Origin of the sequence: Paracoccus sp. SMMA_5_TC (genome assembly GCF_009696685.2) — a bacterium.
Lineage (GTDB): Bacteria > Pseudomonadota > Alphaproteobacteria > Rhodobacterales > Rhodobacteraceae > Paracoccus.
Window position 1 is genome coordinate 1,598,655 of sequence record NZ_CP102355.1, and the last position, 24,280, is coordinate 1,622,934.

Annotated in this window: 27 protein-coding genes and 1 tRNA gene; 21 read left to right on the plus strand and 7 right to left on the minus strand. The window is 65.8% G+C overall.

Annotated elements, in window-relative coordinates:
- Window positions 1–49 precede the first annotated feature (49 nt).
- The 4 genes from fabZ (at window position 50) to lpxB (ending at window position 3,343) form a co-directional block, all read left to right on the plus strand.
- The gene (gene fabZ, locus GB880_RS08250) at window positions 50–529 is read left to right on the plus strand and encodes a 3-hydroxyacyl-ACP dehydratase FabZ (protein ID WP_154493662.1); all 480 of its coding nucleotides are present in this window, start codon (window positions 50–52) and stop codon (window positions 527–529) included.
- Window positions 522–1,307, plus strand: a complete 786-nt coding sequence (gene lpxA / locus GB880_RS08255; protein ID WP_154493661.1) for an acyl-ACP--UDP-N-acetylglucosamine O-acyltransferase — start codon at window positions 522–524, stop codon at window positions 1,305–1,307. The genes fabZ and lpxA overlap by 8 nt, the downstream gene beginning before the upstream one ends.
- Window positions 1,304–2,101 carry an LpxI family protein gene (locus tag GB880_RS08260; protein WP_154493660.1) on the plus strand — a complete coding sequence of 266 codons (798 nt, stop codon included), beginning with the start codon at window positions 1,304–1,306 and terminating at the stop codon, window positions 2,099–2,101. Before lpxA ends, GB880_RS08260 begins: the two co-directional genes overlap by 4 nt.
- A 78-nt stretch (window positions 2,102–2,179) precedes the next feature.
- Window positions 2,180–3,343 carry a lipid-A-disaccharide synthase gene (gene lpxB / locus GB880_RS08265; RefSeq protein ID WP_154493659.1) on the plus strand — a complete coding sequence of 388 codons (1,164 nt, stop codon included), beginning with the start codon at window positions 2,180–2,182 and terminating at the stop codon, window positions 3,341–3,343.
- On the opposite strand, the gene GB880_RS08270 is transcribed toward lpxB, so the two are convergent.
- The 4 genes from GB880_RS08270 to GB880_RS08285 form a co-directional block, all read right to left on the minus strand.
- Window positions 3,318–3,668 carry a RidA family protein gene (locus GB880_RS08270; protein ID WP_154493658.1) on the minus strand — a complete coding sequence of 117 codons (351 nt, stop codon included), beginning with the start codon at window positions 3,666–3,668 and terminating at the stop codon, window positions 3,318–3,320. The genes lpxB and GB880_RS08270 overlap by 26 nt on opposite strands.
- Window positions 3,669–3,695: 27 nt before the next feature.
- Window positions 3,696–4,442: a sulfite exporter TauE/SafE family protein gene (locus GB880_RS08275; RefSeq protein WP_154493657.1), complete on the minus strand. Its 747-nt coding sequence runs from the start codon at window positions 4,440–4,442 to the stop codon at window positions 3,696–3,698.
- Window positions 4,443–4,573: 131 nt separating this feature from the next.
- Window positions 4,574–4,735, minus strand: a complete 162-nt coding sequence (locus GB880_RS08280) for a hypothetical protein (protein ID WP_154493656.1) — start codon at window positions 4,733–4,735, stop codon at window positions 4,574–4,576.
- Window positions 4,736–4,754: 19 nt separating this feature from the next.
- Window positions 4,755–4,829: transfer RNA gene (locus tag GB880_RS08285), tRNA-Thr, on the minus strand.
- Window positions 4,830–5,157: 328 nt separating this feature from the next.
- Between GB880_RS08285 and murA the strand changes: the two genes are divergently transcribed.
- The 6 genes from murA to GB880_RS08320 all read left to right on the plus strand — a co-directional run bounded on the left by murA (window position 5,158) and on the right by GB880_RS08320 (window position 9,839).
- On the plus strand, window positions 5,158–6,441 hold the full coding sequence (gene murA, locus GB880_RS08295) for a UDP-N-acetylglucosamine 1-carboxyvinyltransferase (protein WP_154493654.1): 1,284 nt from the start codon (window positions 5,158–5,160) through the stop codon (window positions 6,439–6,441).
- Window positions 6,434–6,913 carry a DUF2948 family protein gene (locus GB880_RS08300; RefSeq protein ID WP_154493653.1) on the plus strand — a complete coding sequence of 160 codons (480 nt, stop codon included), beginning with the start codon at window positions 6,434–6,436 and terminating at the stop codon, window positions 6,911–6,913. Before murA ends, GB880_RS08300 begins: the two co-directional genes overlap by 8 nt.
- A gap of 98 nt (window positions 6,914–7,011) precedes the next feature.
- On the plus strand, window positions 7,012–8,322 hold the full coding sequence (hisD, locus tag GB880_RS08305; RefSeq protein ID WP_154493652.1) for a histidinol dehydrogenase: 1,311 nt from the start codon (window positions 7,012–7,014) through the stop codon (window positions 8,320–8,322).
- A complete protein-coding gene (locus GB880_RS08310; RefSeq protein ID WP_154493651.1) occupies window positions 8,319–8,807 on the plus strand; it encodes a UPF0262 family protein in 489 nt (162 codons plus the stop codon). The genes hisD and GB880_RS08310 overlap by 4 nt, the downstream gene beginning before the upstream one ends.
- Before the next feature lie 3 nt (window positions 8,808–8,810).
- Window positions 8,811–9,269, plus strand: a complete 459-nt coding sequence (locus GB880_RS08315) for an arsenate-mycothiol transferase ArsC (RefSeq protein ID WP_154493650.1) — start codon at window positions 8,811–8,813, stop codon at window positions 9,267–9,269.
- Window positions 9,270–9,341: 72 nt separating this feature from the next.
- A complete protein-coding gene (locus GB880_RS08320) occupies window positions 9,342–9,839 on the plus strand; it encodes a PAS domain-containing protein (RefSeq protein WP_195840809.1) in 498 nt (165 codons plus the stop codon).
- Between the two features lie 19 nt (window positions 9,840–9,858).
- Here the strand turns inward: GB880_RS08320 and edd are convergent, their stop codons facing one another.
- Window positions 9,859–11,661: a phosphogluconate dehydratase gene (edd, locus tag GB880_RS08325; protein WP_154493648.1), complete on the minus strand. Its 1,803-nt coding sequence runs from the start codon at window positions 11,659–11,661 to the stop codon at window positions 9,859–9,861.
- 118 nt (window positions 11,662–11,779) lie between these two features.
- On the opposite strand from edd, the gene GB880_RS08330 reads away from it, so the two are divergent.
- The 5 genes from GB880_RS08330 to pgi all read left to right on the plus strand — a co-directional run bounded on the left by GB880_RS08330 (window position 11,780) and on the right by pgi (window position 17,368).
- A complete protein-coding gene (locus GB880_RS08330; protein WP_154493647.1) occupies window positions 11,780–12,976 on the plus strand; it encodes an RSP_2647 family RNA methyltransferase in 1,197 nt (398 codons plus the stop codon).
- A complete protein-coding gene (locus GB880_RS08335; protein ID WP_154493646.1) occupies window positions 12,973–13,518 on the plus strand; it encodes an RSP_2648 family PIN domain-containing protein in 546 nt (181 codons plus the stop codon). Before GB880_RS08330 ends, GB880_RS08335 begins: the two co-directional genes overlap by 4 nt.
- A 115-nt stretch (window positions 13,519–13,633) precedes the next feature.
- Window positions 13,634–15,085, plus strand: coding sequence for a glucose-6-phosphate dehydrogenase (gene zwf, locus GB880_RS08340; protein ID WP_154493645.1), 1,452 nt, complete (start codon window positions 13,634–13,636; stop codon window positions 15,083–15,085).
- The gene (gene pgl, locus GB880_RS08345) at window positions 15,082–15,756 is read left to right on the plus strand and encodes a 6-phosphogluconolactonase (protein ID WP_154493644.1); all 675 of its coding nucleotides are present in this window, start codon (window positions 15,082–15,084) and stop codon (window positions 15,754–15,756) included. The genes zwf and pgl overlap by 4 nt, the downstream gene beginning before the upstream one ends.
- Before the next feature lies 1 nt (window position 15,757).
- Window positions 15,758–17,368 (plus strand): glucose-6-phosphate isomerase, encoded by a 1,611-nt coding sequence (pgi, locus tag GB880_RS08350; protein WP_154493643.1) that lies wholly within the window; start codon window positions 15,758–15,760, stop codon window positions 17,366–17,368.
- 20 nt (window positions 17,369–17,388) lie between these two features.
- Here pgi and GB880_RS08355 read toward each other — a convergent pair whose 3' ends face one another.
- Both GB880_RS08355 and GB880_RS08360 read right to left on the minus strand, forming a co-directional pair.
- Complete coding sequence (locus GB880_RS08355; RefSeq protein ID WP_154550619.1) at window positions 17,389–18,258, minus strand: glycosyltransferase family 2 protein; 870 nt, start codon at window positions 18,256–18,258, stop codon at window positions 17,389–17,391.
- Window positions 18,255–18,551: a hypothetical protein gene (locus GB880_RS08360; protein WP_154493641.1), complete on the minus strand. Its 297-nt coding sequence runs from the start codon at window positions 18,549–18,551 to the stop codon at window positions 18,255–18,257. Before GB880_RS08360 ends, GB880_RS08355 begins: the two co-directional genes overlap by 4 nt.
- 223 nt (window positions 18,552–18,774) lie before the next feature.
- On the opposite strand from GB880_RS08360, the gene infC reads away from it, so the two are divergent.
- The 6 genes from infC (at window position 18,775) to GB880_RS08390 (ending at window position 24,279) form a co-directional block, all read left to right on the plus strand.
- The gene (infC, locus tag GB880_RS08365) at window positions 18,775–19,263 is read left to right on the plus strand and encodes a translation initiation factor IF-3 (RefSeq protein ID WP_263467043.1); all 489 of its coding nucleotides are present in this window, start codon (window positions 18,775–18,777) and stop codon (window positions 19,261–19,263) included.
- Between the two features lie 3 nt (window positions 19,264–19,266).
- On the plus strand, window positions 19,267–19,728 hold the full coding sequence (gene dut, locus GB880_RS08370) for a dUTP diphosphatase (protein WP_154493639.1): 462 nt from the start codon (window positions 19,267–19,269) through the stop codon (window positions 19,726–19,728).
- A gap of 6 nt (window positions 19,729–19,734) precedes the next feature.
- Window positions 19,735–20,802: a HesA/MoeB/ThiF family protein gene (locus GB880_RS08375; protein WP_263467376.1), complete on the plus strand. Its 1,068-nt coding sequence runs from the start codon at window positions 19,735–19,737 to the stop codon at window positions 20,800–20,802.
- A 31-nt stretch (window positions 20,803–20,833) separates the two neighbouring features.
- Window positions 20,834–22,861, plus strand: coding sequence for a M3 family metallopeptidase (locus tag GB880_RS08380; RefSeq protein WP_154493684.1), 2,028 nt, complete (start codon window positions 20,834–20,836; stop codon window positions 22,859–22,861).
- A 26-nt stretch (window positions 22,862–22,887) separates the two neighbouring features.
- Window positions 22,888–23,322: a hypothetical protein gene (locus GB880_RS08385; protein ID WP_154493685.1), complete on the plus strand. Its 435-nt coding sequence runs from the start codon at window positions 22,888–22,890 to the stop codon at window positions 23,320–23,322.
- A gap of 186 nt (window positions 23,323–23,508) precedes the next feature.
- Window positions 23,509–24,279 carry a class I SAM-dependent methyltransferase gene (locus GB880_RS08390; protein WP_154493686.1) on the plus strand — a complete coding sequence of 257 codons (771 nt, stop codon included), beginning with the start codon at window positions 23,509–23,511 and terminating at the stop codon, window positions 24,277–24,279.
- Window position 24,280 lies beyond the last annotated feature (1 nt).

A 24,280-nucleotide genomic window follows, 5' to 3' on the forward strand; every position in this document is an offset into this window, starting at 1 on the left:
AGCCCTTCGCCCGTTGCTAGGCAAATGAAAACGCTTCACGAGGACGCGCATGGCCGCCGATCAGACCGACTACATCCCGCCGACAGCCGTCGATCTTGCCATGATCAAGCGGATCCTGCCGCACCGTTACCCCTTTCTGCTGGTCGATCGGGTGCGCGACATCGTGCCAAATGTCAGTTGCGTGGGCGTGAAGATGGTGACCTCGAACGAGCCGCATTTCGAGGGGCATTTTCCGCAGGAACCGGTGATGCCCGGCGTGCTGATCATCGAGGCGATGGCGCAATCGGCGGCGGTGCTGGTCGGCGTCAGCCTGAACCTGGCCGACAAGGGCATGGGCACCTATTTCATGTCCATCGACAAATGCCGCTTTCGCCAGAAGGTTGTTCCCGGCGACGTGCTGGAACTGCACATGAAAACGCTGCGCGGTGGCGGCAAGGTGTGGAAATTCGAAGGCCGCGCGATGGTCAATGGCGAGCTGGCGGCCGAGGCCGAGGTCATGGCCATGCTGAACCGCGGCGACAATGGCTGATCTGAGCATCCACCCCTCGGCCGTGGTGGACCCGGCGGCCCGGATCGAGGATGGCTGCGAGATCGGCCCGTTCTGCGTTGTGGGCCCCCAGGTCGCGCTGGGTCGCGGGGTTGTGCTGAAATCGCATGTGGTGGTGACCGGCAACACGGTGATCGGCGATGAGACGGTCGTATTCCCCTTTGCCTCGATCGGCGAGGTGCCGCAGGATCTGAAGTTCCGCGGCGAGCAGGTGCGGCTGGAAATCGGCGCCCGAAACCGCATCCGCGAGTATGTGACGATGAACCCGGGCACCGAAGGGGGTGGCGGGGTGACGCGCGTGGGCAACGACGGGCTGTTCATGGCTGGCAGCCATGTCGCCCATGACTGCCAGATCGGCGACCGGGTGATCCTGGTCAACAATGCCTCGGTCGCGGGCCATTGCCATCTGGGCGATGACGTCATCATCGGCGGCTTGTCGGGCGTGCATCAATGGGTGCGGATCGGCCGCGGGGCGATGATCGGGGCCGTGACCATGGTGACGGCCGATGTCATTCCCTATGGCCTCGTCCAGGGGCCGCGCGGGCATCTGGACGGGTTGAACCTGGTGGGCCTGAAGCGCCGCGGCGCCTCGCGCGAGGAAATCCAGTCGCTGCGCGAAATGCTGTCGCAGCTGGGCGAGGGCAGCTTTCGCGACAAGGCCCGCCAGCTGTCGGATTCGGCCAGCAGCAGCATGGTGCGCGAGGTGCTCGACTTTATCCTTGGTCCCTCGGATCGCAGCTTTCTGACCCCACGGACATGAGCAGAATCGCCCTGATCGCCGGCGAGGGAGTTCTGGCCCCCGCCATTGCCCAGGCGCTGGATCAGCCGCTGGTCTATGCGCTGGATCATCTTTCGCCGCAGCTTCCCGCGCGCCCGTTCCGGCTGGAGCGACTGGTGCCGTTCCTGGACGAGCTGATAGATCAGGGCGTGGACCGCGTGGTCTTTGCAGGGGCCATCCGGCGCCCGCGGATCGAACCGGAACTGTTCGATCCGCGCACCATGGCGATTGTGCCGCGCATCCTGATGGGGATGCAGTCGGGCGATGATGCCGCCCTGCGCGCGGTGCTGGAAGTTTTCGAGGAAACAGGCATAAATATCCTGTCTGTCGATCAGATATTGCCCGAACTTGTCCCCGGCGAAGGCATTCTGGCTGGCGCGCCCGGACCGGGCGATCAGAAGGACGCCGCCCGGGCGGCCCAGATCGTGCAGGGCCTGGGCGATCTGGATATCGGGCAGGGCGCCGTGGTGGCCCAGGGTCTGTGCCTTGCTGTCGAGGCGCTGCCGGGCACCCAGGCGATGCTGGAATTCGCCGGTCTGCATGTCGGGTTGCGGCCCAACCCCAATGGGCCTCGCGGCCTTCTTTACAAGGCGCCGAAGCCCGGACAGGATCGCCGCATCGATCTGCCGACCATCGGGCCCGACACGGTGCATCAGGTGGCAAGGGCCGGACTGGCCGGCATCGCCTGGCAGGCTGGCGGTGTCATCGTGCTGCAACGCGACGAGGCTATTGCGGCCGCCGAAGCAGCGGGGTTGTTTCTGTGGGCGCGGGCGTGATCCGGCCACGCCGGCGCCAATGTTACGGCCGGCCGTCTATCGCCAGTCCGGCATCCCGATGACCAGCAGCAGGACGCCATGAAGTTCTTTGTGATCGCGGGCGAGCCTTCGGGCGACAATCTGGGTGCGGCACTGATGGCGGGGCTGCGGCAGTTGCAGCCCGACGTCGTCTTTGACGGCATCGGCGGCCCCGCGATGGCGGCGCAGGGGCTCGACAGCCGCTTTCCCATGCAAGAGCTGAGCCTGATGGGCATATGGGAGGTTCTGCCCCGCTATCGTGCCTTGCAGGCGCGGGTCCGGGAAACCGCCCAGGCCATTGCAGAGGCCCGGCCAGATGCGCTGATTACCATCGACAGTCCGGATTTCTGCCTGCGGGTGGCGCGGCAGGCGCGGGTGCTGCACCCCGGCCTGCGCACGATCCACTACGTTGCGCCGTCGGTCTGGGCCTGGCGGGCAGGGCGCGCGCGCAAGATGGCCCAGGTCATCGACCATGTTCTGGCGATTCTGCCCTTTGAACCGCCGTTGATGCAGGCTGCGGGGATGAGCTGCGATTTCGTCGGCCATCCGATCGTTGCCGAGCCTGTGGCCGGCGCGGCCGAGGCTGCGGCCTTTCGCCAGGCCCACGGTATCGCGCCCGATGCGCCGCTGATCCTGTGCCTGCCGGGCTCGCGCCGGACCGAGGTGGCGCGTCTGGGCCCCCGTTTTGACGAGGCGCTGATCCGCTTGCGCGACCGGGTGCCGGAAATCCGGGTTGTGATCCCGACCGTGCGGGGCGTGTCGGCCCTTGTGCGCGACATGGCGCGGCGCTGGCCCACCGCCCCGGTGGTGGTCGAGGCTGCCGAGGAAAAGCGCGCGGCCTTCGCGGCCGCCGATCTGGCGCTGGCGGCTTCGGGCACGGTCAGCCTGGATCTGGCGGCCAATGGCGTGCCCATGGTGATCGGCTATGACGTGGCACCGCTCAGCCGGTTGATCATCGGGCTGATGTTGAAAACCGATACGGTGACGCTGGTCAATCTGGTCAGCGAGACGCGTGTCGTCCCCGAATTTCTGGGCAATGCCTGCCAGCCGGGGCCGATGTCGCAGGCGCTGTTCCGCCTGCTGGATCATCCCGAGGAACGGGCCGAGCAGATGGCGGCGATGGAACTGACGATGACGCGCCTGGGGCGCGGCGGCGAGGCACCTAGCCTGCGCGCCGCGCGTTCGGTGCTGGACGCGATCAGTTCTGCGCCGCGACCACGATGATTTCGACCTTGTAGTCGGGCGTTGCCAGCGCCGATTCGCCGGTGGCGCGGGCGGGGGCATGGCCGGCGGGCACCCAGGCGTCCCAGACCGCATTCATTTCGGCGAAATCGGCCATGTCCGCCAACCAGATCTGCGCGCTGAGGATGCGGGTCTTGTCCGAGCCGCATTCCGCCAGCAGGCGGTCGATCTGGGCCAGAACCTGCTGGGTCTGGGCAGTGACCGATTCGCCGGGGTTCCCGACCTGGCCGGCCAGATAGATGATGCCGTTATGCACCACGGCCTGGCTCATGCGGGTGCCGGTCTCGATGCGTTTGATGTCGGACATGTGCAATCCTTTTCGGGGTTGGGGGCGTCAGAACAGACGCCAGAAAAACAGCGCCGTCATGCCAAAGCCGACCGCTGCGATCAATGCCCGCAACATCGGCATCGGGATTCGGCGCGCCAGCGGGGCGCCCAGATAACCGCCCAGGATGGTGCCCAGGCTCATCACAACTGCGGGGCCCCAGGCTACCTGGCCGCCGATGGCGAATATGACAAAGGAAATGACCGACAGGGCAAAGGACAACCAGCTTTTCAAGCCATTCATCTGGTTCAGGTCGGTCATGCCCCAAAGCGCGAACAGGGCCAGCAGGATGATGCCCAGCCCGCCGTTGAAATAGCCGCCATAGATCGCCACCGGCAGCATGGTGCCGATTCCGAAGGGGACGACTGCGCTGCGGTGGCGCGCCGCCCAGCTGCGCACCTGCGCCCCCCAGATGAATACCGATGTCGCCCCCAGCAGCAGGAAGGGCACCAGCACCGCAAAGGCCGCGTTCGACGATACCAGCAGCAGGCACGAGCCGACGATGCCGCCCACCAGGGTCCACAGCGTCAGGCGCAGCACCACCCCGCGTTCGATGTGGGCGATTTCGTGACGAAAGCCCACCGCCGCCGACAGATAGCCCGGCAGCGCCGCCACCGTGCTGGTGGCGTTTGCCGACACGACCGGCACCCCGCTGGCGACCAGGGCGGGGAAGGTGATGAAGGTGCCGCCGCCGGCAACCGCGTTCAGCATTCCGCCCAGAAAACCGGCGGCCAGCATCAGCAGGGTTTGGGCCATGTGTTCACCTGTGGGCTGAAACTGTTTCCTGCTTAGCCGCAGGAGGCCGCGGGGTCCACCCGCCCCCGACCGGATCGCATGAAAACGCCCGGGAAAAGACCCGGGCGCAGCAAGAAAGATCGGGGGTCGGGTCAGAAGATGCCGGTCAGATACAGCAGGATGATCACGAAGATCGGAACCCCCAGAAACCAGGCCACAATGCCTTTCATCAGCTCCCTCCTCTGGAATGCAGCGTCAGGGCGGAACGCGGCGACTTGCTGTCGGGTTCCGCTGCGAAAAACGGGCACCGACATCCAGGGTTCGAGGTGAGGCTGGTGCTGCGAGAGAGGATTGAACTCTCGACCTCTCCCTTACCAAGGGAGTGCTCTACCACTGAGCTACCGCAGCATCGTGGGCGGGGCTTTAGACCGAACTGCGGGGGGCGCGCAAGAGGAAATGAGAAAAAAATCGGTCGGCGCGCAGCCGTCGCGCATGCCGGTGCGGCTGGACGCAAGCGGGCAGGGGCGCTAACACATGGGCCATGACCAGGCGGCCCGGACAGGATTCTTCCCCCCAGACGCGCGAGGCTCGGCTGAAGGCCGCGCTGCGGGCAAATCTTGCCCGTCGCAAGGCGCAGGGGCGGGCGCGCGCGCAGGAGGCGCAGGATGACATGGGGCAGGGCGCATCGCCGCAAGGCGTGTCCGCACCACAAGACGCGCCCGGAAACGAGGATTGAATGGACCAGATCATTGTGCGCGGCAACGGGCCGCTCAAGGGCGAGATTCCGATTGCCGGCGCCAAGAACGCCTGCCTGACGCTGATGCCGGCAACGCTGCTGACCGATCAGCCGCTGACGCTGACCAATGCGCCGCGCCTGTCGGATATCCGCACCATGACCGAACTGCTGCGGTCGCTGGGGGCCGAGGTCGCCAGCCTGCAGGACGGCCAGGTGCTGGCCCTGTCCAGCCATGATCTGAGCAGCCATACCGCCGAATACGATATCGTGCGCAAGATGCGGGCCTCGATCCTGGTGCTGGGGCCGATGCTGGCACGCGACGGTCATGCGATCGTGTCCTTGCCCGGCGGCTGTGCGATCGGCGCGCGTCCGGTCGATCTGCATCTGAAGGCCTTCGAGGCGATGGGGGCGGAACTTGACCTGCGCGACGGCTATGTCCACGCCAAGGCGCCGGCCGGCGGGCTGCGCGGGGCGGTGGTGGAATTTCCGCTTGTCAGCGTCGGCGCGACCGAAAACACCCTGCTGGCGGCAACGCTGGCCCGGGGCACCACCGTGATCCGCAACGCGGCGCGCGAACCCGAAATCGTCGATCTGGTGCAGTGCCTGCGGCGCATGGGCGCCCAGATCGAGGGCGAAGGCACCTCGACGATCACCGTGCAGGGCGTGCAGGCGCTGGGCGGCGCGACCCATCCGGTAGTGACCGACCGCATCGAACTGGGCACCTACATGCTGGCACCGGCGATCTGCGGCGGCGAGGTCGAGTGCCTGGGGGGGCGGATCGCGCTGCTCGAGGCATTTTGCGAGAAGCTGGATCAGGCCGGCGTCGAGGTGGTCGAAACCGAACGCGGGCTGAAGGTGTCGCGCAAGAACGGTCCGGTGCGGGCCGTCGATGTGGTTACCGAGCCTTTCCCGGGCTTTCCCACCGATCTGCAGGCGCAGATGATGGCGCTGCTCTGCACGGCCGAAGGCACCTCGGTGCTGGAGGAGCGTATCTTCGAGAACCGCTTCATGCACGCGCCCGAGTTGACGCGCATGGGCGCCCGGATCGAGGTTCACGGCGGCCATGCCACCGTCCACGGCGTCGACAAGCTGCGCGGGGCGCCGGTGATGGCCACCGACCTGCGCGCCTCGGTCAGTCTGATCCTGGCGGGGCTGGCCGCGCAGGGCGAAACCGTGGTCAGCCGCGTCTATCACCTTGATCGCGGCTATGAGAAGGTGGTGCGCAAGCTGCGTGGCGTGGGTGCGGACATCGAAAGGGTGCGGGGGGTGTCGTCCGATGGCTGATGCGCGTTTCACCGATGTCGATCCGGCGCCGCTGGCGCTGATGGCCGAGGATGCCCAGGATCTGGCGGTCATCTCGGCGCTGGTGCAGGATGCGGTGCTGACGGCGGGTGACATGTCCTATGATGGCCGCCGCCGGCAACTGGCGCTGCTGGTCAACCGCTTTCGCTGGGAAGATGCCGATCATGCCCGCCGCGAAGGTCGCCCGTTCGAGCGGGTTCGGGCGGTGCTGCTGGTCTCGGATGCGCTGCGGGTTCAAAGCGACGGCATTGATCGCAAGGATCGCGACCTTGTGCTGGAATTGCTGGCCCTGCGTTGGCTGCCTGATACGGACGGAACCGGCCGGCTGCTGCTGGAATTTGCCGGGGACGGCACGTTGGCGGTCGATGCGGAATGCCTGAATGTCGAGTTGCGCGACGTGACCCGGCCCTATGCAGCCCCTTCGGGGCAGGCACCGCAACATTCGCTGGACTGACGGTTACGGCCGGGTGAACGCTGTCGTTCAGTCCTCTGTCGCCGCTTGAGCCGCTGCGATGCAGTCGCTAACAAGGTCCGATCACGACGAGAGCGACCATGCCCATCCTGCTTGACACCACTCAGCCTGATTTCGATGCGCGCTTCGAGGCACTGCTGCATATGAAGCGCGAGGATGCCGCGGATGTGAATGACGCGGTGCAGGCGATCATCCATCAGGTGCGCGAGCATGGCGATGCGGCGCTGACCGAACTGACGGCGCGTTTCGACCGTCTGACGGTCAGGGCGGACGGACTTGCCTTTTCGCGCGATGAGATTGCACGACACATTGCCGGGATCGCTGCCGAGGATCGCGAGGCGCTGACCCTGGCGGCCGAACGCATCCGTGCCTATCATGCCCGCCAGATGCCGCAGGATGAGCGCTGGACCGACGAAACCGGCGCCAGCCTGGGCTGGCGCTGGACGCCGGTATCGGCAGCGGGGCTTTATGTGCCCGGCGGACAGGCCAGCTATCCGTCCTCGGTTCTGATGAATGCCATTCCGGCCCGCGTGGCGGGTGTCGAGCGGCTGGTGGTCTGCGTGCCGACGCCGGACGGGGTGGTGAACCCGCTGGTGCTGCTGGCGGCGGAACTGGCCGGAGTCGATGAAATATATCGCATCGGTGGGGCTCAGGCGATCGCGGCAATGGCCTATGGCACCCGGACCATCCGGCCGGTGGACAAGATTACCGGCCCGGGCAATGCCTATGTCGCCGCGGCCAAGCGCCATGTGTTCGGCCGCGTCGGAATCGACATGATCGCCGGCCCTTCCGAGGTGCTGATCATTGCCCAGGGCGCGCAGAACCCTGAATGGCTGGCGCTGGACCTGTTGGCGCAGGCCGAACATGATGCCGATGCGCAGTCGATCCTGGTCACCCCCGATGCCGATCTGGCGCGGCAGGTCATGGCCGAGGTCGACCGGCTGCTGCCCGATCTGCCGCGGTCGCAGGTGGCCGGGGCCAGCTGGCGCGACTATGGCACCGTGATCGTCACGCGCGATCTTGATGAGGCCGCGGCCCTGTCCGACCGCGTGGCGCCCGAGCATCTGGAACTGTGCGTGGACGAACCCGAGGCGCTTCTGGACAAGGTCCGGCACGCCGGCGCCATCTTCCTTGGCGGATGGACGCCCGAAGCAGTTGGCGATTATGTCAGCGGCCCCAATCACGTCCTGCCGACCGCGCGTTCGGCCCGGTTTTCCTCGGGGCTGTCGGTGATGGATTTCCTCAAGCGCAGCACCATTGCCCGGCTGACCCCCGAATCGCTGGCCGCCATCGGGCCGGCGGCAGTGCTGCTGGCCAATTCGGAAAGTCTGACCGCACATGGTCTGTCGGTTTCGGCCCGGCTGGCCACCCTGAACGGAGAGGACCAATGACCACCACCACCGACCGGTTGTGTCATATCGAAATCGACGACAGCGCGCTGCCACCGCCCACCCCCGAAATGGAACAGGACCGGCGCGTTGCCATCTTCGATCTGCTCGAGGACAACAGCTTTCGCCTGCCCATGCGCGAGGGTAGCCCCATGGTTTCGGGGCCCTATGCCCTGGCGCTGGCAGTGCGCGAAAAAAGGCTTGTGTTCGATCTGACCACGGAAGCCGGTGCCAAGGTCGTCGAGTTTCACTTGTCGCTGGGTCCGTTCCGCCAGACGGTCAAGGATTACTTCCAGATCTGCACCAGCTATTTCGATGCCGTGAAACGCCTGCCGCCCGCCCAGATCGAGGCGATCGACATGGCCCGGCGCGGCATTCACAACGAAGGGGCCCGCACCTTGCAGGAAAGGCTGGAAGGCAAGGCCGAGGTGGATATCGACACGGCGCGGCGGTTGTTCACCCTGATCTGCGCCGTATTCCCGGAGTGAGGCATGACGGGCCCCATTCCCCATTCGGTTCTGTTCTGTTGCGACCACAACGCGGTTCGCTCACCGATGGCGGAGGGGATGATGAAGAAATTCTACGGCCGCGCCGCCTATGTGCAGTCGGCGGGGGTCAAGAACGACATGGAAATCGACGGCTTTGCCGTGGCGGTCTGTCAGGAAATCGGGGTCGAATTGTCGTCGCATCGATCGCGCTCCTTTGAAGAGATGCAGGCCTGGGGGGATGACCTGAGCAGTTTCGACCTGATTGTGGCGCTTTCGCCCGCCAGTCAGCGTCAGGCGCTGGAACTGACCCGGATTGCGCATCTGGATGTCGAATACTGGCCCATCATGGACCCCACCGGACTGGCCGAGGGGAGAGAAGCGAAGCTGGCGCTTTATCGCGGCGTGCGTGACCAGATCCGGGCGCGCATGATCCAGAGGTTTGGCCCGCCCAACGCTGAATAGACGTGGCTGCTAACGGAATCTTAGTTCTTGGATGCGATGGTGCTGAAAACTCAACACCGGAGCATGTCGGGAATGACCTGCCTTCAGCAAACGCATCACGATCTGGATTGGGCCATGCGCGCCGTGCACATGCATCGCGCGGTGCTGATTCTGGATCGCTCGGGCCGTATCGTCGCCATCAACGAAGTGTGTCTTTCCATGTGCGGCTATCGCCGCCAGGAGCTTATCGGCCGGCCTGTCGGTCTGTTGCTGGATCCGCAGGAAAGCTGTGCCAACAGCTTTCTGTGCGCGCTGGATCAGGCGGGGGGCGAACCGGTCCAGATCCGCCAGATGGCGCAGGTCAACAAGTTCGGTCGACGCTTTCTGGTCGAGGCCTTGATCTGCCCGATCCGTGACCAGGACAACCAGCATTGCCTGACAGTGCTTTTCCTGCGCGAACCCGCAGACAACAGCCCCATGCCGGCTTTCCTGTGCGCTCGACCCGCGCAATCGGCCCAGATCATCCAGCTGCCGACGCGATCCCCGCAAGCGCCCGATTCGCCTGATCGCGGTGCCAGGCATCTGTCCTGATGCGGATGGGTGGCCGCGTCTACACCACCACCGCCGCACCCTCTGTGGCGGGGCCGACCTGCGCGCGGAACATGCTGAACAGTTCTCGCCCCAGACCCTCGGACGCCACGGTGGGATCGTAGGGCACGGCGGGACGTTGATCGAAATCGGGCTCAAGACAATCCAGATGGCCGTTTGCGGCGTCCAGCCGCAGCATGTCCCCATCGCGCAGCCGGGCAAGGGGGCCGCCATCCGCCGCCTCGGGCGAGACATGGATCGCCGCCGGCACCTTGCCCGAGGCGCCCGACATCCGGCCATCCGTGACCAGGGCCACCCGCAACCCGCGATCCTGCAGAACTGCAAGAGTCGGGGTCAGCGAATGCAATTCCGGCATGCCATTGGCGCGCGGTCCCTGAAAACGCACCACCACGATCACATCCTGTGTGAACTCGCCGCGCTGGAAAGCCTGTTTCACCTGCTCCTGATCGGCAAAGACCCGGGCGGGCGCTTCGATCACGTGCCGTTCAGGCGCAACGGCAGAGACCTTGATGACGCCGCGCCCCAGGTTGCCGGCGAGCTGGCGCAGCCCGCCGCTGGCAGCGAAAGGGTCGGATGCGGGGCGCAGGATCCTGTCATTGAGCGATTCGCGGGCACCCGGAACCCAATCCAGGCGGCCGTCGCGCAGCTGCGGCTCTTGCGCATAGGCGTCAAGACCCGCCCCCGCGACGGTGCGCACATCCTGATGCAACAGCCCCGCCGACAACAGTTCCCCGATCAGGAAACCCAGGCCACCGGCGGCGTGGAAATGGTTCACATCGGCCAGACCGTTCGGATAGACCCGCGCCATCAGCGGCACCGCCTCGGACAGGTCGTGAAAATCCTGCAGATCAAGGATGACCCCGGCGGCACGCGCCATCGCCGGCAGATGCAGGACCAGGTTGGTGGATCCGCCCGTAGCCATCAAGCCGACGATGCCGTTGACAAAGGCGCGCTCGTCCAGGATCTCGCCCGCGGGCAGGTAATCGTTACCCAGTCGCGTGATCGCCGCCGCCCGCTGGACGGCAGCCACCGTCAACGCCTCGCGCAGCGGTGTGTTCGGGTTCACGAAGCTGGCACCCGGCAGATGCAGGCCCATGAACTCCATCAGCATCTGGTTGGTGTTGGCGGTGCCGTAGAAGGTGCAGGTGCCCGGGCCATGGTAGCTGGCCATTTCCGCCGCCATCAGTTCGGCGCGCCCCACCTGACCGGTGGCGAATTGCTGGCGAATGCGGGATTTTTCGTCGTTGGGCAGGCCCGAGGGCATGGGCCCGGCCGGCACGAACACCGCTGGCACATGGCCAAAGGTTGCCGCGGCGATGATCAGCCCCGGCACGATCTTGTCGCAGACCCCCAGATACAGCGCGGCATCGAACACGTCATGGGTCAGCGCCACGCCAGCAGCCAGCGCGATCACGTCGCGCGAAAACAGCGACAGCTCCATTCCCGGTCGGCCCTGAGTCACGCCGTCGCACATGGCCGGCACGCCGCCCGCCACCTGCGCCGTCGCCCCTGCGTCGCGCGCCGCCGCGCGGATCAGGCGAGGATAATCCTCATAGGGCTGATGCGCCGACAGCATGTCGTTATAGGCGGTGACGATACCGATATTGGGCTGACTGGTCGTGGCCAAGACCTGCTTGTCGGCCATGGCGGCATAGGCATGGGCCTGATTTCCACAGGACAGATGGGCGCGACGCGGCCCTTCCTGGGCGGCCCGGGCGATGCGCTCCAGATAGGCGCTGCGGCTACGGGCCGAGCGTTGGCGAATGCGGTCGGTGACCTGGGCGACGATGGGGTTCAGGGGCATGGCTGGCTCCGACTGGTTCGGGACAAATTACACCGTTAGCGGTAACAATGCAACCGTCCCGCTCTTGCCGCGCCGCGACAGCCGTGGCAATCCTGCCGCGTTCGCACAAGGGGATCCCATGGCCGCCGATTTGCCTGTCATCAGACTGCGCCCCAAGTCCAAGCCGCAGGCGATCCGCCACGGCTTTCCCTGGGTCTTTGCCGACGAACTGGTGACCGACCGGCGCACCCGCGCACTTCCCCCCGGCAGCTTCGCCGTGCTCGAGGATGCCGAGCGCCAGGCCCTGGGTTTGGTCACCGTCAACCCGCAGTCTCGCATCATCGCCCGGGTCATGGACAGCGATCCGAGTGCCACCATCGACCGCGACTGGATCGCCGCCCGCCTGCGCCGCGCGCTTGCACTGCGCGAAAGACTGTTCGACGCGCCCTATTACCGGCTGATCCATGCCGAGGCCGACGGGCTGCCCGGCACCATAATCGACCGCTTCGGCGATGCCGCCGTGATCCAGCCCAACGCGGCCTGGGCCCAGGCCAAGGTGTCCGAGATCGCGCAGGCGCTGCGGGACGTCTGCGGCCTGCAAACCGTGATCCTGAACGGGCAGGGCAGGGCGCGCGCGCTGGAGGGGCTGGACGAACGGCTGGAACTGCTGTCTGGCAGCGTCGATGGACCGATCGAGGTGCCAATGAACGGTGCCATCTATCTGGCTGATCTGATGCAGGGTCAGAAAACCGGCCTGTTCTATGACCAGCGTCCGAATCACGCCTTTGCGCAACGGCTGGCAAATGGCGCGCGGGTGCTGGATGTGTTCAGCCATGTCGGCGGCTTTGGCCTTGCGGCGCTGGCGGCGGGGGCCAGCCACGCAACCTGCGTCGATGCCTCGGCCGCGGCGCTGATGCTGGCGCAGGGCGGTGCTCGTGCCATGGGGGCCGAAGCCCGCCTGACCCTGCGTCAGGGCGACGCCTTCGACCAGTTGCAGTCCCTGCAGGATGAAGGCGCGAAATTCGACCTGGTGATCTGCGACCCTCCGGCCTTCGCGCCGTCGAAGCCCGCGCTTGAGGCCGGGTTGCGTGCCTATGAACGGGTGGCGCGCCTTGCCGCGCCGCTGGTGGCGCCGGGTGGCTATCTGGTGCTGTGTTCGTGCAGCCACGCGGCAGATCTCACGGCATTTCGCAATGCCAGCGCCCGAGGCATCGGTCGTGGCGGCCGGCGGATGCAGTTGCTGCATACCGGTCAGGCGGGACCGGATCACCCAACCCTGCCGCAACTGGCGGAAACGGGCTATCTCAAGGCGCTATTCTTCCGGCTGGACGGATGAAGGCGGTTCTGGACGCCTGCGTCCTTTACCCCGCCATCCTGCGCGAACTGCTGATCGGCGCGGCGCGGGAAAATCTTTTCCAACCGGTCTGGGCGCCCAGGATTCTCGAGGAATGGCGCCGCACGGCCGAACGTCACGGACATTCCGTCGACGCGGACATCACCCTGTTGAAGCAGGAATTTCCCCAGGCGCTGACCGAGCCGGTCGGGGTGGTGCTGGGCGTGGACCTGCCCGACCCCGCCGATCTGCATGTGGCCGAAGCGGCCGTTGCCGCCGGGGCCGCCCGAATCGTGACCGCCAATCTGCGCGATTTTCCCCAGCGTCGGCTGTCGTCCATCGGCCTGCGCGCCACTCATCCCGATGAATTTCTGCGCGATCTTTGCCGCCAGCACCCGCAAGCCCTGCGCCGTATCGTGGATCAGGCGCTGGCGCGCGCCCGCGCGGCTGGCAGCAGCCTTGATCAGAGAACAATGCTGCGGCTGGCGCGACTGCCGCGCTTTGGCAAGGCAATGCTGCGCATGGACGCGCAGGATGCTGGCTGAAGCATACGGGATGCGTGGTCCTGGGGGCGTGATGGGCTGCGAGACCGTTGCGCCAAAGGACTTGATGTTATCGCTAACATCGGATAATCCGACACTCAGCCATGAGGAGGGCGCGATGGTCTCACGCATCATTCCGGTCGAGGATTTCGACCTTGTGATCTTTGGCGCGACCGGCGATCTGGCGCGGCGCAAGATCGTTCCGGGCCTTTTCCGGCGCTTTCTGGCGGGGCAGATTTCCGACGATTCGCAGATCATCGGGGCGGCGCGGACGCGCCAGACAGATGAGGAGTTTCGCGCAGATATGCGCGCGGCACTGCTGGAGTTCGTGGGCGAACAGCCCGATCCGGGCCGGATGGACCAGTTCCTGAACAGGTTGGGATATGTGGCCGTCGATGCCAAGGGTGTCGATGGCTGGTCCGACCTCAAGGCCAGGATCAGGCCCCAGGTGGTTCATGCCTTTTACTTTTCGGTCGCGCCATCGCTGTTCGGCCCGATTGCCGAACGTCTGGCACAGCACGGTCTGGCCGATGGACAAAGCCGCATCGTCGTGGAAAAGCCCTTTGGCCGCGATCTGGCGACAGCGCGCGAACTGAACGCCACGCTGGCGCGCCATTTCACCGAACGCCAGATCTATCGCATCGATCATTACCTGGGCAAGGAAACCGTCCAGAACCTGATGGCCGTTCGCTTTGCCAACATCCTTTTCGAGCCCTTGTGGAATGCACAATATGTGGACCATGTGCAGATCACGGTGGCCGAAACCGTCGGCGTTGGCGGTCGCGGCGAATATTACGATCATTCCGGCGCCATGCGCGACATGGTGCAGAACCACCTGATGCAGCTTTTGTGCCTGATCGCGATGGAGCCGCCCTATCACATCGATTCCGACGCGGTGCGTGACGAAAAGCTGAAGGTTATCCGTGCACTGGAACCCGTCGCCCCCGAGGATATCGTTCGCGGCCAGTATCTGGAGGGGCCTGATGGTCCGGGTTACCTGCAGGATGCCGAAAACCCCGAATCGCGCACCGAAAGCTTTGTCGCGCTGAAGGTGCGGATCGCCAACTGGCGCTGGACCGGCACGCCTTTCTACCTGCGGACCGGCAAGCGGCTGCGCGCCCGCACCAGCGAAATCGTCATCACCTTCAAGGAACCGCCACATTCGCTGTTCGACGACGGCGGCACGCACAAGGCCAATCAGCTGGTCATCAAGCTGCAACCGAACGAAGGCATGCATCTTTCCGTGATGATCAAGGAACCGGGGCCGGGCGGCATGCGTCTGGTCCAGGTGCCCCTGGACATGAGCTTTGCCGATGCGCTGGGGCCAGAGGGGACGGATATGCCTGATGCCTATGAACGACTGATCATGGATGTGATACGCGGGAACCAGACATTGTTCATGCGCGGCGACGAGGTCGAGGCCGCCTGGGCCTGGACCGATCCGATCATCGCCGCGTGGGAAGGGGGCAGCGCCCGGCCCGAGCCCTACGACCCCGGCTCAAGCGGCCCGGAAGAGGCGCTGCGCCTGTTGCATCGCGACAATCGTCGCTGGCGGGAGATCAGGCCATGACTGTCGAATTTGTCGAATATCCGGATCGCGAGATGCTGTTCCTGTCGCTGGCCGGGCGAATCTCGGGGGAACTTGCACAGCATCTGCGTGTCAATGACAGCGCGACCCTGTGCGTGCCAGGCGGCACCACACCAGCACCGGTGTTCGAATACCTGTCGGGCACCGACATCGAATGGCCTCGCGTCACCGTGGTGCTGACCGATGAACGCTGGGTCGATGGCGAACATCTGCGCTCGAACGGCCGGCTGTTGCGCCGCCACCTGCTGAAGGACCGGGCCGAAGGCGCGCGGGTGATCGACCTTTACACCGGCGATCCTCGCCCCGAGGATGCGGTGCCAGCCCTGACCGAACGTCTGGCCCCGCATCTGCCGCTGACCGTGGCGCTGTTGGGCATGGGCACCGACATGCATACCGCCAGCCTGTTCCCCAACGCCTCGGAAACCGTGCTGGCGCTGGATGCGGATGGCCCTGCGGTCATGGCGATCAACAGCGTCAAGGATGAACCCCGCATTACCCTGACCGCTGCGGCGCTGGGCCAGGCGATCCACCGCCATCTGCTGATTACCGGAGAGGACAAGCGCGACGCCTTTCTGCGCGCGCAGGAACTCGATCCCACTCAGGCCCCGATCAAGGCGTTCCTGAAAGACATCACCGTTCACTGGGCTGCATGACATGAGCGATATCTGGCACAGGCTTGCTGCGCATCGCGCGGCACAACAGGGGCTGCGCATCGAGGCGCTGTTCGACCGCGATCCGAACCGTGCGGAAACCTTCAGCACCGCCGCCGACGGGCTGGTGCTGGACTGGTCCAAGACCACGATCGACATGAGCGCGCGCGATCTGCTGCTGGAGCTTGCGGCGGATGTGCCCAGCCGGCGCGAGGCGATGTTTTCCGGCCAGCGCATCAACGAAACCGAAAATCGTGCGGTCCTGCACACGGCGCTGCGCAATCTCGACGGGCAGGTGCTGGTCGATGGCCGGGACGTGATGCCCGATGTGCGCCAGACACATGCGCGGTTGCGCGATTTTGCCAGTCGCGTCCGCGACGGGCGCTATCGCGGCCAGGGCGGGACCATCACAGATGTGGTCAATATCGGCATCGGCGGCTCGGATCTGGGCCCGGCGATGGCGACGCGGGCGCTGACGCCCTGGCACGACGGGCCGCGGGTGCATTTCGTCTCGAACGTGGACGGGGCCGATATTGCCGACACGCTGCGCGGGCTGGATCCGGGCCGCACGCTGGTCATCGTGGCATCGAAAACCTTCACCACCATCGAAACCATGACCAATGCCCAGACAGCGCGGGCCTGGATGGGACGGCTGGTCGCCGATCCGGCGGCGCAGTTTGCGGCGCTTTCTTCGGCTACGCAGCTCACCACCGAGTGGGGCATTGCGCCCGACCGTGTCTTTGGTTTCGAGGACTGGGTCGGCGGACGCTATTCGGTCTGGGGCCCGATCGGGCTGGCGCTGATGATTGCCATCGGCCCGGACCAGTTCGACCGCTTTCTGGCCGGCGGTGCCGCGATGGATCGGCATTTCCGCAGCGCCGAGCCGCTGGCGAACCTGCCGGTGATGCTGGCGCTGGTCGGGATCTGGCACCATCAGGTCTGCGGTTACGGCACACGCGCGGTGCTGCCCTATGACAACCGCCTCGCGCGTCTGCCCGCCTATCTGCAACAGCTCGAAATGGAATCGAACGGCAAGCGCGTGGCCATGGATGGCAGCGACCTGACGCTGCCTTCGGGGCCGGTGGTCTGGGGCGAGCCGGGAACCAACGGTCAGCATGCCTTCTATCAGCTGATCCATCAGGGCACGGCGGTGGTGCCCTGCGAATTCATCGTCGCCGCGCGCGGGCACGAGCCCGACCTGGCCCACCACCACCTGCTGCTGGTGGCCAATTGCCTGGCCCAGTCCGAGGCGCTGATGCGCGGCCGTTCGCTGGAGGCCGCGCGGGCACTGATGCGCGCCAAAGGGCTGAGTGGCGACGAACTGGAAAGGCAGGCGCGGCATCGGGTCTTTCCGGGAAATCGTCCCTCGACCACGCTGCTGATCCCGGAACTGACGCCCTACAGCCTGGGCCAGATCGTGGCGCTTTACGAGCACCGGGTATTCGTCGAAGGCGTGATCCTGGGCATCAACAGCTTTGACCAATGGGGGGTCGAACTGGGCAAGGAACTGGCCTTGCAGGTGGCGCCGCTTTTGCAGGGGCAGGGTGGGGCGGGCCACGATCCTTCGACCCTGCGACTGGCCGGCCTGGTGCGCGCTGCCCGCGATGACTGCTAGGGCGGACTAGCGGGGCCGGCTCAGAACCATTGTCCCGGCTCCATCAACCCCAGATCCATCAGCTGTTGCGAATTCCACTGGAACGGGGTCGAGTTGCGCCAGCGAAAGCCCGAGATCTGCCAGCGCGACCCCGGATTGCGCGCCAGCGCCTTGGCCACCCGGAACGAGGCGATCGCCGCGGTCAGGTTGTGATGCCATGGACAGGCATAGGTGTTGTATTCGGCGATGTTGAACCGGTGATCCGGCAGCAGCCGCAGGTCGGGTCGGGCCTGAAACAGCGCGATCCGGTCGATACGGCGCCGGTCGGCGGGAATGTGTTCCTCGAACCGCCAGCGCAGGCCGCCATGGAAATCAAGCTGACGTTCCAGCTGTCGGCCGTCACGGTCGCAGCGCGCCAGCGCGTAATAGTCCAGCCGGTCGAACATCGCCTGATCCAGGCTGACCGCATCGGGCCATCTTTGCAGATCAGGGGCGTAAAGGTCGATGACATAGGACAGCATTGCCTGACGCCTTTCCTCGGCGTGAAAGGCCAGCATTTCGCCGACGCTGCGACTTTCGGCAAAAGGATAGAACAGGAATTCGGCGTTATAGCCGTAATAGAGCCAGGTCCGGGGCGCAGCAGCCTGAATCACGGCGTTGACCGCCGCGACATGCGCCAGCGGCTGGCGGCTGTCGTGGTGCAGGTTGACGATGCGGCCTTCGGCTGCCGGGGGAATGACCTCGGCGGGCAGGGGTTCGGGTGACAGCGCCAGAATGTGCCGAAACCCTATCCGCAGATGATGGGCAAGTGTTTGCGCGACGGCGGCATCGTCCTCGATCAGCAGGATGGCGATGGGGCCGGCGGCCGGAACCCCGTGGCGAAGATATTGCGCAAGGCTGCGAAAGGTCATGGTGCGGGCGTTCCGTCGGCGCGGGCGTCAACATCGGCTGCGTCCGCGTCGCGCGATTGTATCTGGCCGCGTGCAGCGGCCGCGATGGCCTGTTCCGCGGCGAGCTCTGCGGCATCTGCCGCATCCATCGGGGGCGCGGATGTTTCGAGCGGGAGGATTTTTGGCGGGGTCGGCTGGACCTGCGCGCTGCGTTCAGCCTGATGTGGCGTGCCCAGCCAGTAAAATCCGCCGGCCAGTGCCAGCACCAGAATCGCGATCAGGGCAGGAAGCAACGGCATGGGGCGTTCGTCCATTCAGGCCATACCGCTCTATGCCATGGCGCCGAGGCGTGGAAAAGCACCTGCGGGCTTTCCCGCGCCCCGGTCGATGGCGCCAGCCGGGCAAAGGCCAGCGAATCCGGTTGAAAACATGGGGTCACGCGATTATTTACCGGCCAAAACCTCTGGCAACATAAGGAACACAGCCATAGCCCGCAGACCGCATAATGCTCCGCCCGCTCGTGACACCGGCCCCCGCGTGAACGAGCGTATCCGCGTTGCCGAAATTCGCCTGATCGGCGCCGATGGTGAAAACATCGGTGTCGTTTCGCCCGCCCGCGGGCTGGAGCTTGCTCAGGAAGCCGGCCTTGACCTGGTCGAGATTTCGCCCAATGCCGTGCCGCCGGTCTGCAAGATCATGGATCTTGGCAAGTTCAAGTACGAACAGCAGAAGCGCGAGGCCGAGGCGCGGAAAAAGCAGAAGATCATCGAGATCAAGGAAATCAAGTTCCGTCCCGGCACCGACACTCATGACTATGAGGTCAAGATGCGGTCGGTGATGAAGTTCCTGGGCGAAGGTGACAAGGTCAAGGTCACCCTGCGATTCCGCGGGCGCGAAATGGCACACCAGCAACTGGGTCTTGAACTGCTGAACCGCGTCGCTGCCGATGTCGGTGAGGCGGGCAAGATCGAATCCATGCCCAAGCTGGAAGGTCGCCAGATGGTCATGATGATCGCGCCGAAATAGGCCATGACGGCGGCAGTGACGATCAGGGTGCTGCGCGAGCCGGGTGCCGATCCGTCGCTGCCGCTGCCGGAATATCAGACGGCGGGCGCGGCCGGTGCGGATCTGTGTGCCGATCTGGGCGGGGCGGACCTGCTGTTGCCGCCCGGGCAGATCCGTTTGGTGCCCACCGGCTTGCGCGTTCAGATCCCCGAGGGTTTCGAGATGCAGCTGCGCCCGCGATCCAGCCTGGCTCTGAAACATGGCGTGACGCTGCCCAATACCCCTGGCACCATCGACAGCGATTATCGCGGCCCGCTGGGCGTGATCCTGATCAACCTTGGCGATCAGCCCTATGTCATTCGCCATGGCGAGCGCATCGCCCAGGCAGTGATCGCGCCGGTCATCCGGGCGCGCTATGTCTTGGCCGATGCCCTGGACGAAACGGCCCGGGGCGCGGGTGGTTTCGGCTCGACCGGCCGGGGTTAGGTCGTGATCCTGTTCCTGGCAATTCTGGGCGTGCTGGTGGCCGCGCGGCTGCTGGGCTGGCCGGCGATGCGGGGGCTGGCGCTGGCGGCCGGGCTGTGGCTGCTGGCCCTCGCGGTGCTGATCGCCGCACCCGGCAGCATGCTGGCGCGGCTGGCGGGCGGTGATGCCCGCGTCTGGGCGCTGCTGGGCGGGATCCTTGCACTGCTGATGGCCTATCGCGCCGGGCTGCGCCGCCTGCACCGCCGCGCAGCGCTGCCGCAAGCCGCGCCCGAGCCGCCGCAGGCCACCCCCGAGGCGGGTGATGGCGCGGCGCTGACCGACCCCGAACTTGACCGCTACGCCCGCCATATCGTGCTGCGGGAACTGGGCGGGCCCGGCCAGATGGCTCTGCGCCGCAGTCGGGTGCTGGTGGTGGGCGCCGGCGGGCTGGGCGCCCCGGTGTGCCTGTATCTGGCGGCGGCGGGGGTGGGGCATCTGACGGTGGCGGACGACGACCAGGTCAGCCTGTCCAACCTGCAACGCCAGGTGATCTTTCGCAGCCAGGATGCCGACCGCCCCAAGGCCGAGGCCGCGCGTCAGGCGATGCTGGCGCTGAACCCGCATGTTGCGGTGACAGCGCTGAACCGCCGCATCGGACCCGAGGATGCGGCGCTGATCGCGGCGCAGGATCTGGTCATCGACGGCACCGACAGTTTTGCCTCGCGCCAGGTGGTCAATGCGCTTTGCGTTGCCGCGGGGGTGCCGCTGGTCGCTGGCGCCATCGCCCAGTGGGAAGGCCAGGTGACGATCTGGGATCCACGTCGCGGTGCGCCTTGCATGGCCTGCATCTTTCCGCAGGCCCCGGCCCAGGGGCTTGCCCCCGCCTGCGCCGAGGCTGGCGTGGTCGGCCCCCTGCCGGGGGTGATCGGCAGCCTGATGGCGCTCGAGGCGATCAAGACGCTGACCGGGGCGGGCGAGCCGCTGCGCGGGCGCATGCTGATCCTTGACGGCCTGTTCGGCGAAAACCGCGTCATGCGCATCGCCCGGCGCCCCGACTGCGCGGTTTGCGGTCAGCAAGATATCGCGCCGGGATGAAACACCCGGCCCACGGGAAAGGAAACAGCCGATGAACCCCGAACTTGTGCATTGGAGCGGCCCGCACGGCTTGCCGCGTTTCGACCTGATCCAGGATCGGGATTTCGCCGCAGCCTTCGACATCTGCCTGCAGGGGGCGGCCGATGCCGTCGAGCGCATCGCCGCCAATCCCGAGCCGCCCAGCTTTCAGAACACCGTCGCGGCATTGGAAACCGCCGAAGAGCCGCTGAACCGCCTGTGCGCCGTGTTCTTTACGCTGTGCGGCGTCGATTCGAACCCGCTGCGCGAGGAACTGCAACGGCAAATGGCGCCGCGGCTGGCTGCGCATGGCAGCAAGGTCAGCATGGATCCGCGCCTGTTCGATCGGGTCGAGGCGGTGATGCAGGATGCAGATGCCTTGTTGCCGCAGGACCGCCGCCTGACCGAACTGACCCTGCGCGGATTGCGCCGGGCGGGGGCCGGGCTGGATGAGGCGGCGCGCCAGCGCATGGCGACCATTCGCGAGCGTCTGGCGGTGCTGTCGACCCAATTTGCCCAGAACGTGCTGGCCGATGAACGCGATTTCGCGCTGCCGCTGGCCGACGACCAGTTGTCGGGCCTGCCTGACTGGCTGGTGCGGGCCATGCGCGCGGCGGCGCGCGAACGTGGACTGGACGGGCAGGTGGTGACGCTGAACCGTTCCCTGATCGTGCCTTTCCTGGAATATTCCGACCTGCGGCCGCTGCGGGAACAGGCCTGGCGGGCGTGGACTGCGCGCGGTGACGGCAGCGGCGCCGGTGGCGCGGCCACCGACAATCGCGCCATCGCCGCCGAAATCCTGCAGCTGCGCCACGAACGCGCGCAGTTGCTGGGCTATGCCGATTTCGCCAGCTACAAGCTGGAAACCGAAATGGCGCGCGATGCCGAAACCGTCGAGACGCTGTTGATGCAGGTTTGGCAGCCGGCCCTGCACCGCGCACAGGCGGATGCCGAAGCTCTGACCCAGATGCTGCGCCAGGATGGCCTGAACGACGCGCTGCAGGCCTGGGACTGGCGCTATTACGCCAATCGCCGCCGTCAGGCCGAACACGATCTGGATGAGGCCGAGGTCAAACCCTATCTGACGCTGCAGGCGATGCTGGCGGCGGTATTCGACACCGCCCAGCGTCTGTTCGGGCTTCAGATGCAGGAATTTTCCGCGCCCTTGTGGAGCGCAGATGTGCGCGCCTGGCAGGTGCTGCGCGACGGCCGTCCGATGGCGGTATTCTTGGGCGATTTCTTTGCCCGGCCCGGCAAGCGGTCGGGGGCCTGGTGTTCCTCGTTGCAGCAGCAGCACACGATCGGCGCGGGACAACGACCCATTGTGGTGAATGTCTGCAACTTCACCCCGCCCGAGGCCCCCGGCGCTCCCAGCTATCTGTCCTGGGACGATGCCCATACGCTGTTTCACGAATTCGGCCATGCGCTGCACCATATCCTGTCGGATGTGACCTGGCCGTCGATGTCGGGCACCGCGGTCGCCCGGGATTTCGTGGAACTGCCCAGCCAGCTGTTCGAGCATTGGCTGGAACAGCCGCAGGTGCTGGATCGCCACGCCCGTCATGCCGAAACCGGCCAGCCCATGCCAGCGCCGCTGCGCGACCGGCTGCTGGCCGCCGCCAATGCCGATCAGGGTTTTGCCACGCTGGAATATCTGCAAAGCGCACTGGTCGATCTGGATTTCCACCGCGGCACGCCGCCCGTGGATCCGATGGCGCGCCAGGCCGAGGTGCTGGCGCGGCTGGGCGCGCCCGCGGCGATTCCCATGCGCCACGCCACCCCGCATTTTGCGCATGTCTTTTCGGGCGATGGCTACAGCGCCGGATACTACAGCTACATGTGGTCCGAGGTGATGGATGCCGACGCCTTCGACGCCTTTCGCGAGGCGGGCGACATTTTCGACCCCGATACCGCCGCCCGGTTGGAACGCTGGATCCTTTCCAAAGGCGATTCCCTGCCGGCCGATGAACTTTGGCTGAATTTCAGGGAACGAAAACCGGGGGTTCACGCTTTGTTGAAAGGACGCGGGCTTCTGGCCTGAGGCGCCTGAAAACAAGGGAGAATAGGATGACTTTGCGCAAACCGCTTATCGCCCTGGCCGCCGTGGCCAGCCTGGGTATCATTGCTGCCTGCGACCAGGTGGCCCCCGCCAGCCCCGAGCCGACCCCGGGCCCGGTGGCGCAGAACAACGCGCTGAACGGCACCTACAACCTGCTGCAATCGGGCTGCGGCGATCCGACCAGTGACAAGTCGCTGGTGATCGACGGCAACAAGTTCATGTTCCCGGCCGCCACCTGCACCGTGGCCAATTCCGAACAGCAGGTTAACCGCACCCGCGTTACCCTGTCCTGCCAGGGCTCGCCGGCGGCGGGCAACCGCGTGGTCGACCTGCAACTGCGGCCCGGGGTGCTGCGCATGACCGAAGGCTCGATCACCTTGAACTACTTTCAATGCATGAAAGCTCAGGCCAGCAGCGATTCGCTGGTAGGCCAGACCATGTGATCCGGCGGCAGGCCATGGACAATCAAGGGTTGTTCATGGCCTGCAAGCATCAGCGCAACGGCTGAAAAACCTGTCCAATCGGGCAGGGGGGGCGGTTCAGGTTGATCCAACGGCCGCGCCCCTCCTATCCTGTGGTTACTCCCCCGTTCTGTCTGGCCCGTTCGGGTGCAGCTTCGCGAGGATGCCATGCCCGATGCCCCGGTTCTGAAAAGCGTTGACGAAATCCCGATCGACAAGATGGGGCTTGCGCATTACTTCGCCAATTACGACCGGTATCTTGGCCCCTTGCGCGACCGCCCGATCCGCTTGCTGGAACTGGGCGTTGCGCGCGGCGATTCGCTGAAGCACTGGGAAAGCTGGTTTTCGCGGGCCGAGATCACGGGGTTGGACATCAACGCCTGCGATGCGCGTTTCGAAAGCGGCCGCGTGCGCTGCTATGTCGGCGAACAGCAGGATACCGCCTTGCTGGACCGCATCGCCGCGGAGCGCGCGCCCGAGGGGTTTGATGTCATCATCGACGATGCGGCCCATGTCGGGCAGCTGGCGCGGCTGTGCTTCTGGCATCTGTTCGACCACCACCTGAAGCCGGGCGGCTATTATTTCATCGAGGACTGGGGCACCGGCTACTGGCCGCAATATCCCGACGGCAAGTATTATCGCCCCGAACTGCCACGGCGCGCGGCACATGAGCGCTTTCTGGACCGGCTGCACAAATCGGCAATGGTGCAGGCGGTCTATCCGCTGCGCAAGGCAACCGGCTGGATGCGCTGGCACCTGGTGCGCCGGCGTTTCCACGGCCATGATCGCGGCATGGTAGGTTTTGTTAAGGAACTCGTCGATGAATGCGGGGCCGAGGACATGACACACCCCAGTTTCGGCATCGGCGCGCCGCGTCGCTCGCGGTTTGACTGGATGCGGATCTCGCTGGGCCATGTCGTGATCCGCAAGGCCGAATGAC

Bases quoted from the DNA above. Each gene is read 5' to 3' on its own strand.
- GB880_RS08335 (WP_154493646.1), top strand. From the start codon at position 12,973: ATGAAGGCGGTTCTGGACGCCTGCGTCCTTTACCCCGCCATCCTGCGC.
- pgi (WP_154493643.1), top strand. From the start codon at position 15,758: ATGAGCGATATCTGGCACAGGCTTGCTGCGCATCGCGCGGCACAACAG.
- GB880_RS08310 (WP_154493651.1), top strand. From the start codon at position 8,319: ATGACCACCACCACCGACCGGTTGTGTCATATCGAAATCGACGACAGC.
- edd (WP_154493648.1), bottom strand. From the start codon at position 11,661: ATGCCCCTGAACCCCATCGTCGCCCAGGTCACCGACCGCATTCGCCAA.
- GB880_RS08390 (WP_154493686.1), top strand. From the start codon at position 23,509: ATGCCCGATGCCCCGGTTCTGAAAAGCGTTGACGAAATCCCGATCGAC.
- GB880_RS08260 (WP_154493660.1), top strand. From the start codon at position 1,304: ATGAGCAGAATCGCCCTGATCGCCGGCGAGGGAGTTCTGGCCCCCGCC.
- dut (WP_154493639.1), top strand. From the start codon at position 19,267: ATGACGGCGGCAGTGACGATCAGGGTGCTGCGCGAGCCGGGTGCCGAT.
- GB880_RS08315 (WP_154493650.1), top strand. From the start codon at position 8,811: ATGACGGGCCCCATTCCCCATTCGGTTCTGTTCTGTTGCGACCACAAC.
- GB880_RS08355 (WP_154550619.1), bottom strand. From the start codon at position 18,258: ATGACCTTTCGCAGCCTTGCGCAATATCTTCGCCACGGGGTTCCGGCC.
- GB880_RS08380 (WP_154493684.1), top strand. From the start codon at position 20,834: ATGAACCCCGAACTTGTGCATTGGAGCGGCCCGCACGGCTTGCCGCGT.
- pgl (WP_154493644.1), top strand. From the start codon at position 15,082: ATGACTGTCGAATTTGTCGAATATCCGGATCGCGAGATGCTGTTCCTG.
- lpxB (WP_154493659.1), top strand. From the start codon at position 2,180: ATGAAGTTCTTTGTGATCGCGGGCGAGCCTTCGGGCGACAATCTGGGT.
- GB880_RS08275 (WP_154493657.1), bottom strand. From the start codon at position 4,442: ATGGCCCAAACCCTGCTGATGCTGGCCGCCGGTTTTCTGGGCGGAATG.
- GB880_RS08330 (WP_154493647.1), top strand. From the start codon at position 11,780: ATGGCCGCCGATTTGCCTGTCATCAGACTGCGCCCCAAGTCCAAGCCG.
- GB880_RS08270 (WP_154493658.1), bottom strand. From the start codon at position 3,668: ATGTCCGACATCAAACGCATCGAGACCGGCACCCGCATGAGCCAGGCC.
- GB880_RS08280 (WP_154493656.1), bottom strand. From the start codon at position 4,735: ATGTCGGTGCCCGTTTTTCGCAGCGGAACCCGACAGCAAGTCGCCGCG.
- hisD (WP_154493652.1), top strand. From the start codon at position 7,012: ATGCCCATCCTGCTTGACACCACTCAGCCTGATTTCGATGCGCGCTTC.
- murA (WP_154493654.1), top strand. From the start codon at position 5,158: ATGGACCAGATCATTGTGCGCGGCAACGGGCCGCTCAAGGGCGAGATT.
- GB880_RS08385 (WP_154493685.1), top strand. From the start codon at position 22,888: ATGACTTTGCGCAAACCGCTTATCGCCCTGGCCGCCGTGGCCAGCCTG.
- GB880_RS08320 (WP_195840809.1), top strand. From the start codon at position 9,342: ATGACCTGCCTTCAGCAAACGCATCACGATCTGGATTGGGCCATGCGC.
- GB880_RS08360 (WP_154493641.1), bottom strand. From the start codon at position 18,551: ATGGACGAACGCCCCATGCCGTTGCTTCCTGCCCTGATCGCGATTCTG.
- zwf (WP_154493645.1), top strand. From the start codon at position 13,634: ATGGTCTCACGCATCATTCCGGTCGAGGATTTCGACCTTGTGATCTTT.
- GB880_RS08300 (WP_154493653.1), top strand. From the start codon at position 6,434: ATGGCTGATGCGCGTTTCACCGATGTCGATCCGGCGCCGCTGGCGCTG.
- fabZ (WP_154493662.1), top strand. From the start codon at position 50: ATGGCCGCCGATCAGACCGACTACATCCCGCCGACAGCCGTCGATCTT.
- lpxA (WP_154493661.1), top strand. From the start codon at position 522: ATGGCTGATCTGAGCATCCACCCCTCGGCCGTGGTGGACCCGGCGGCC.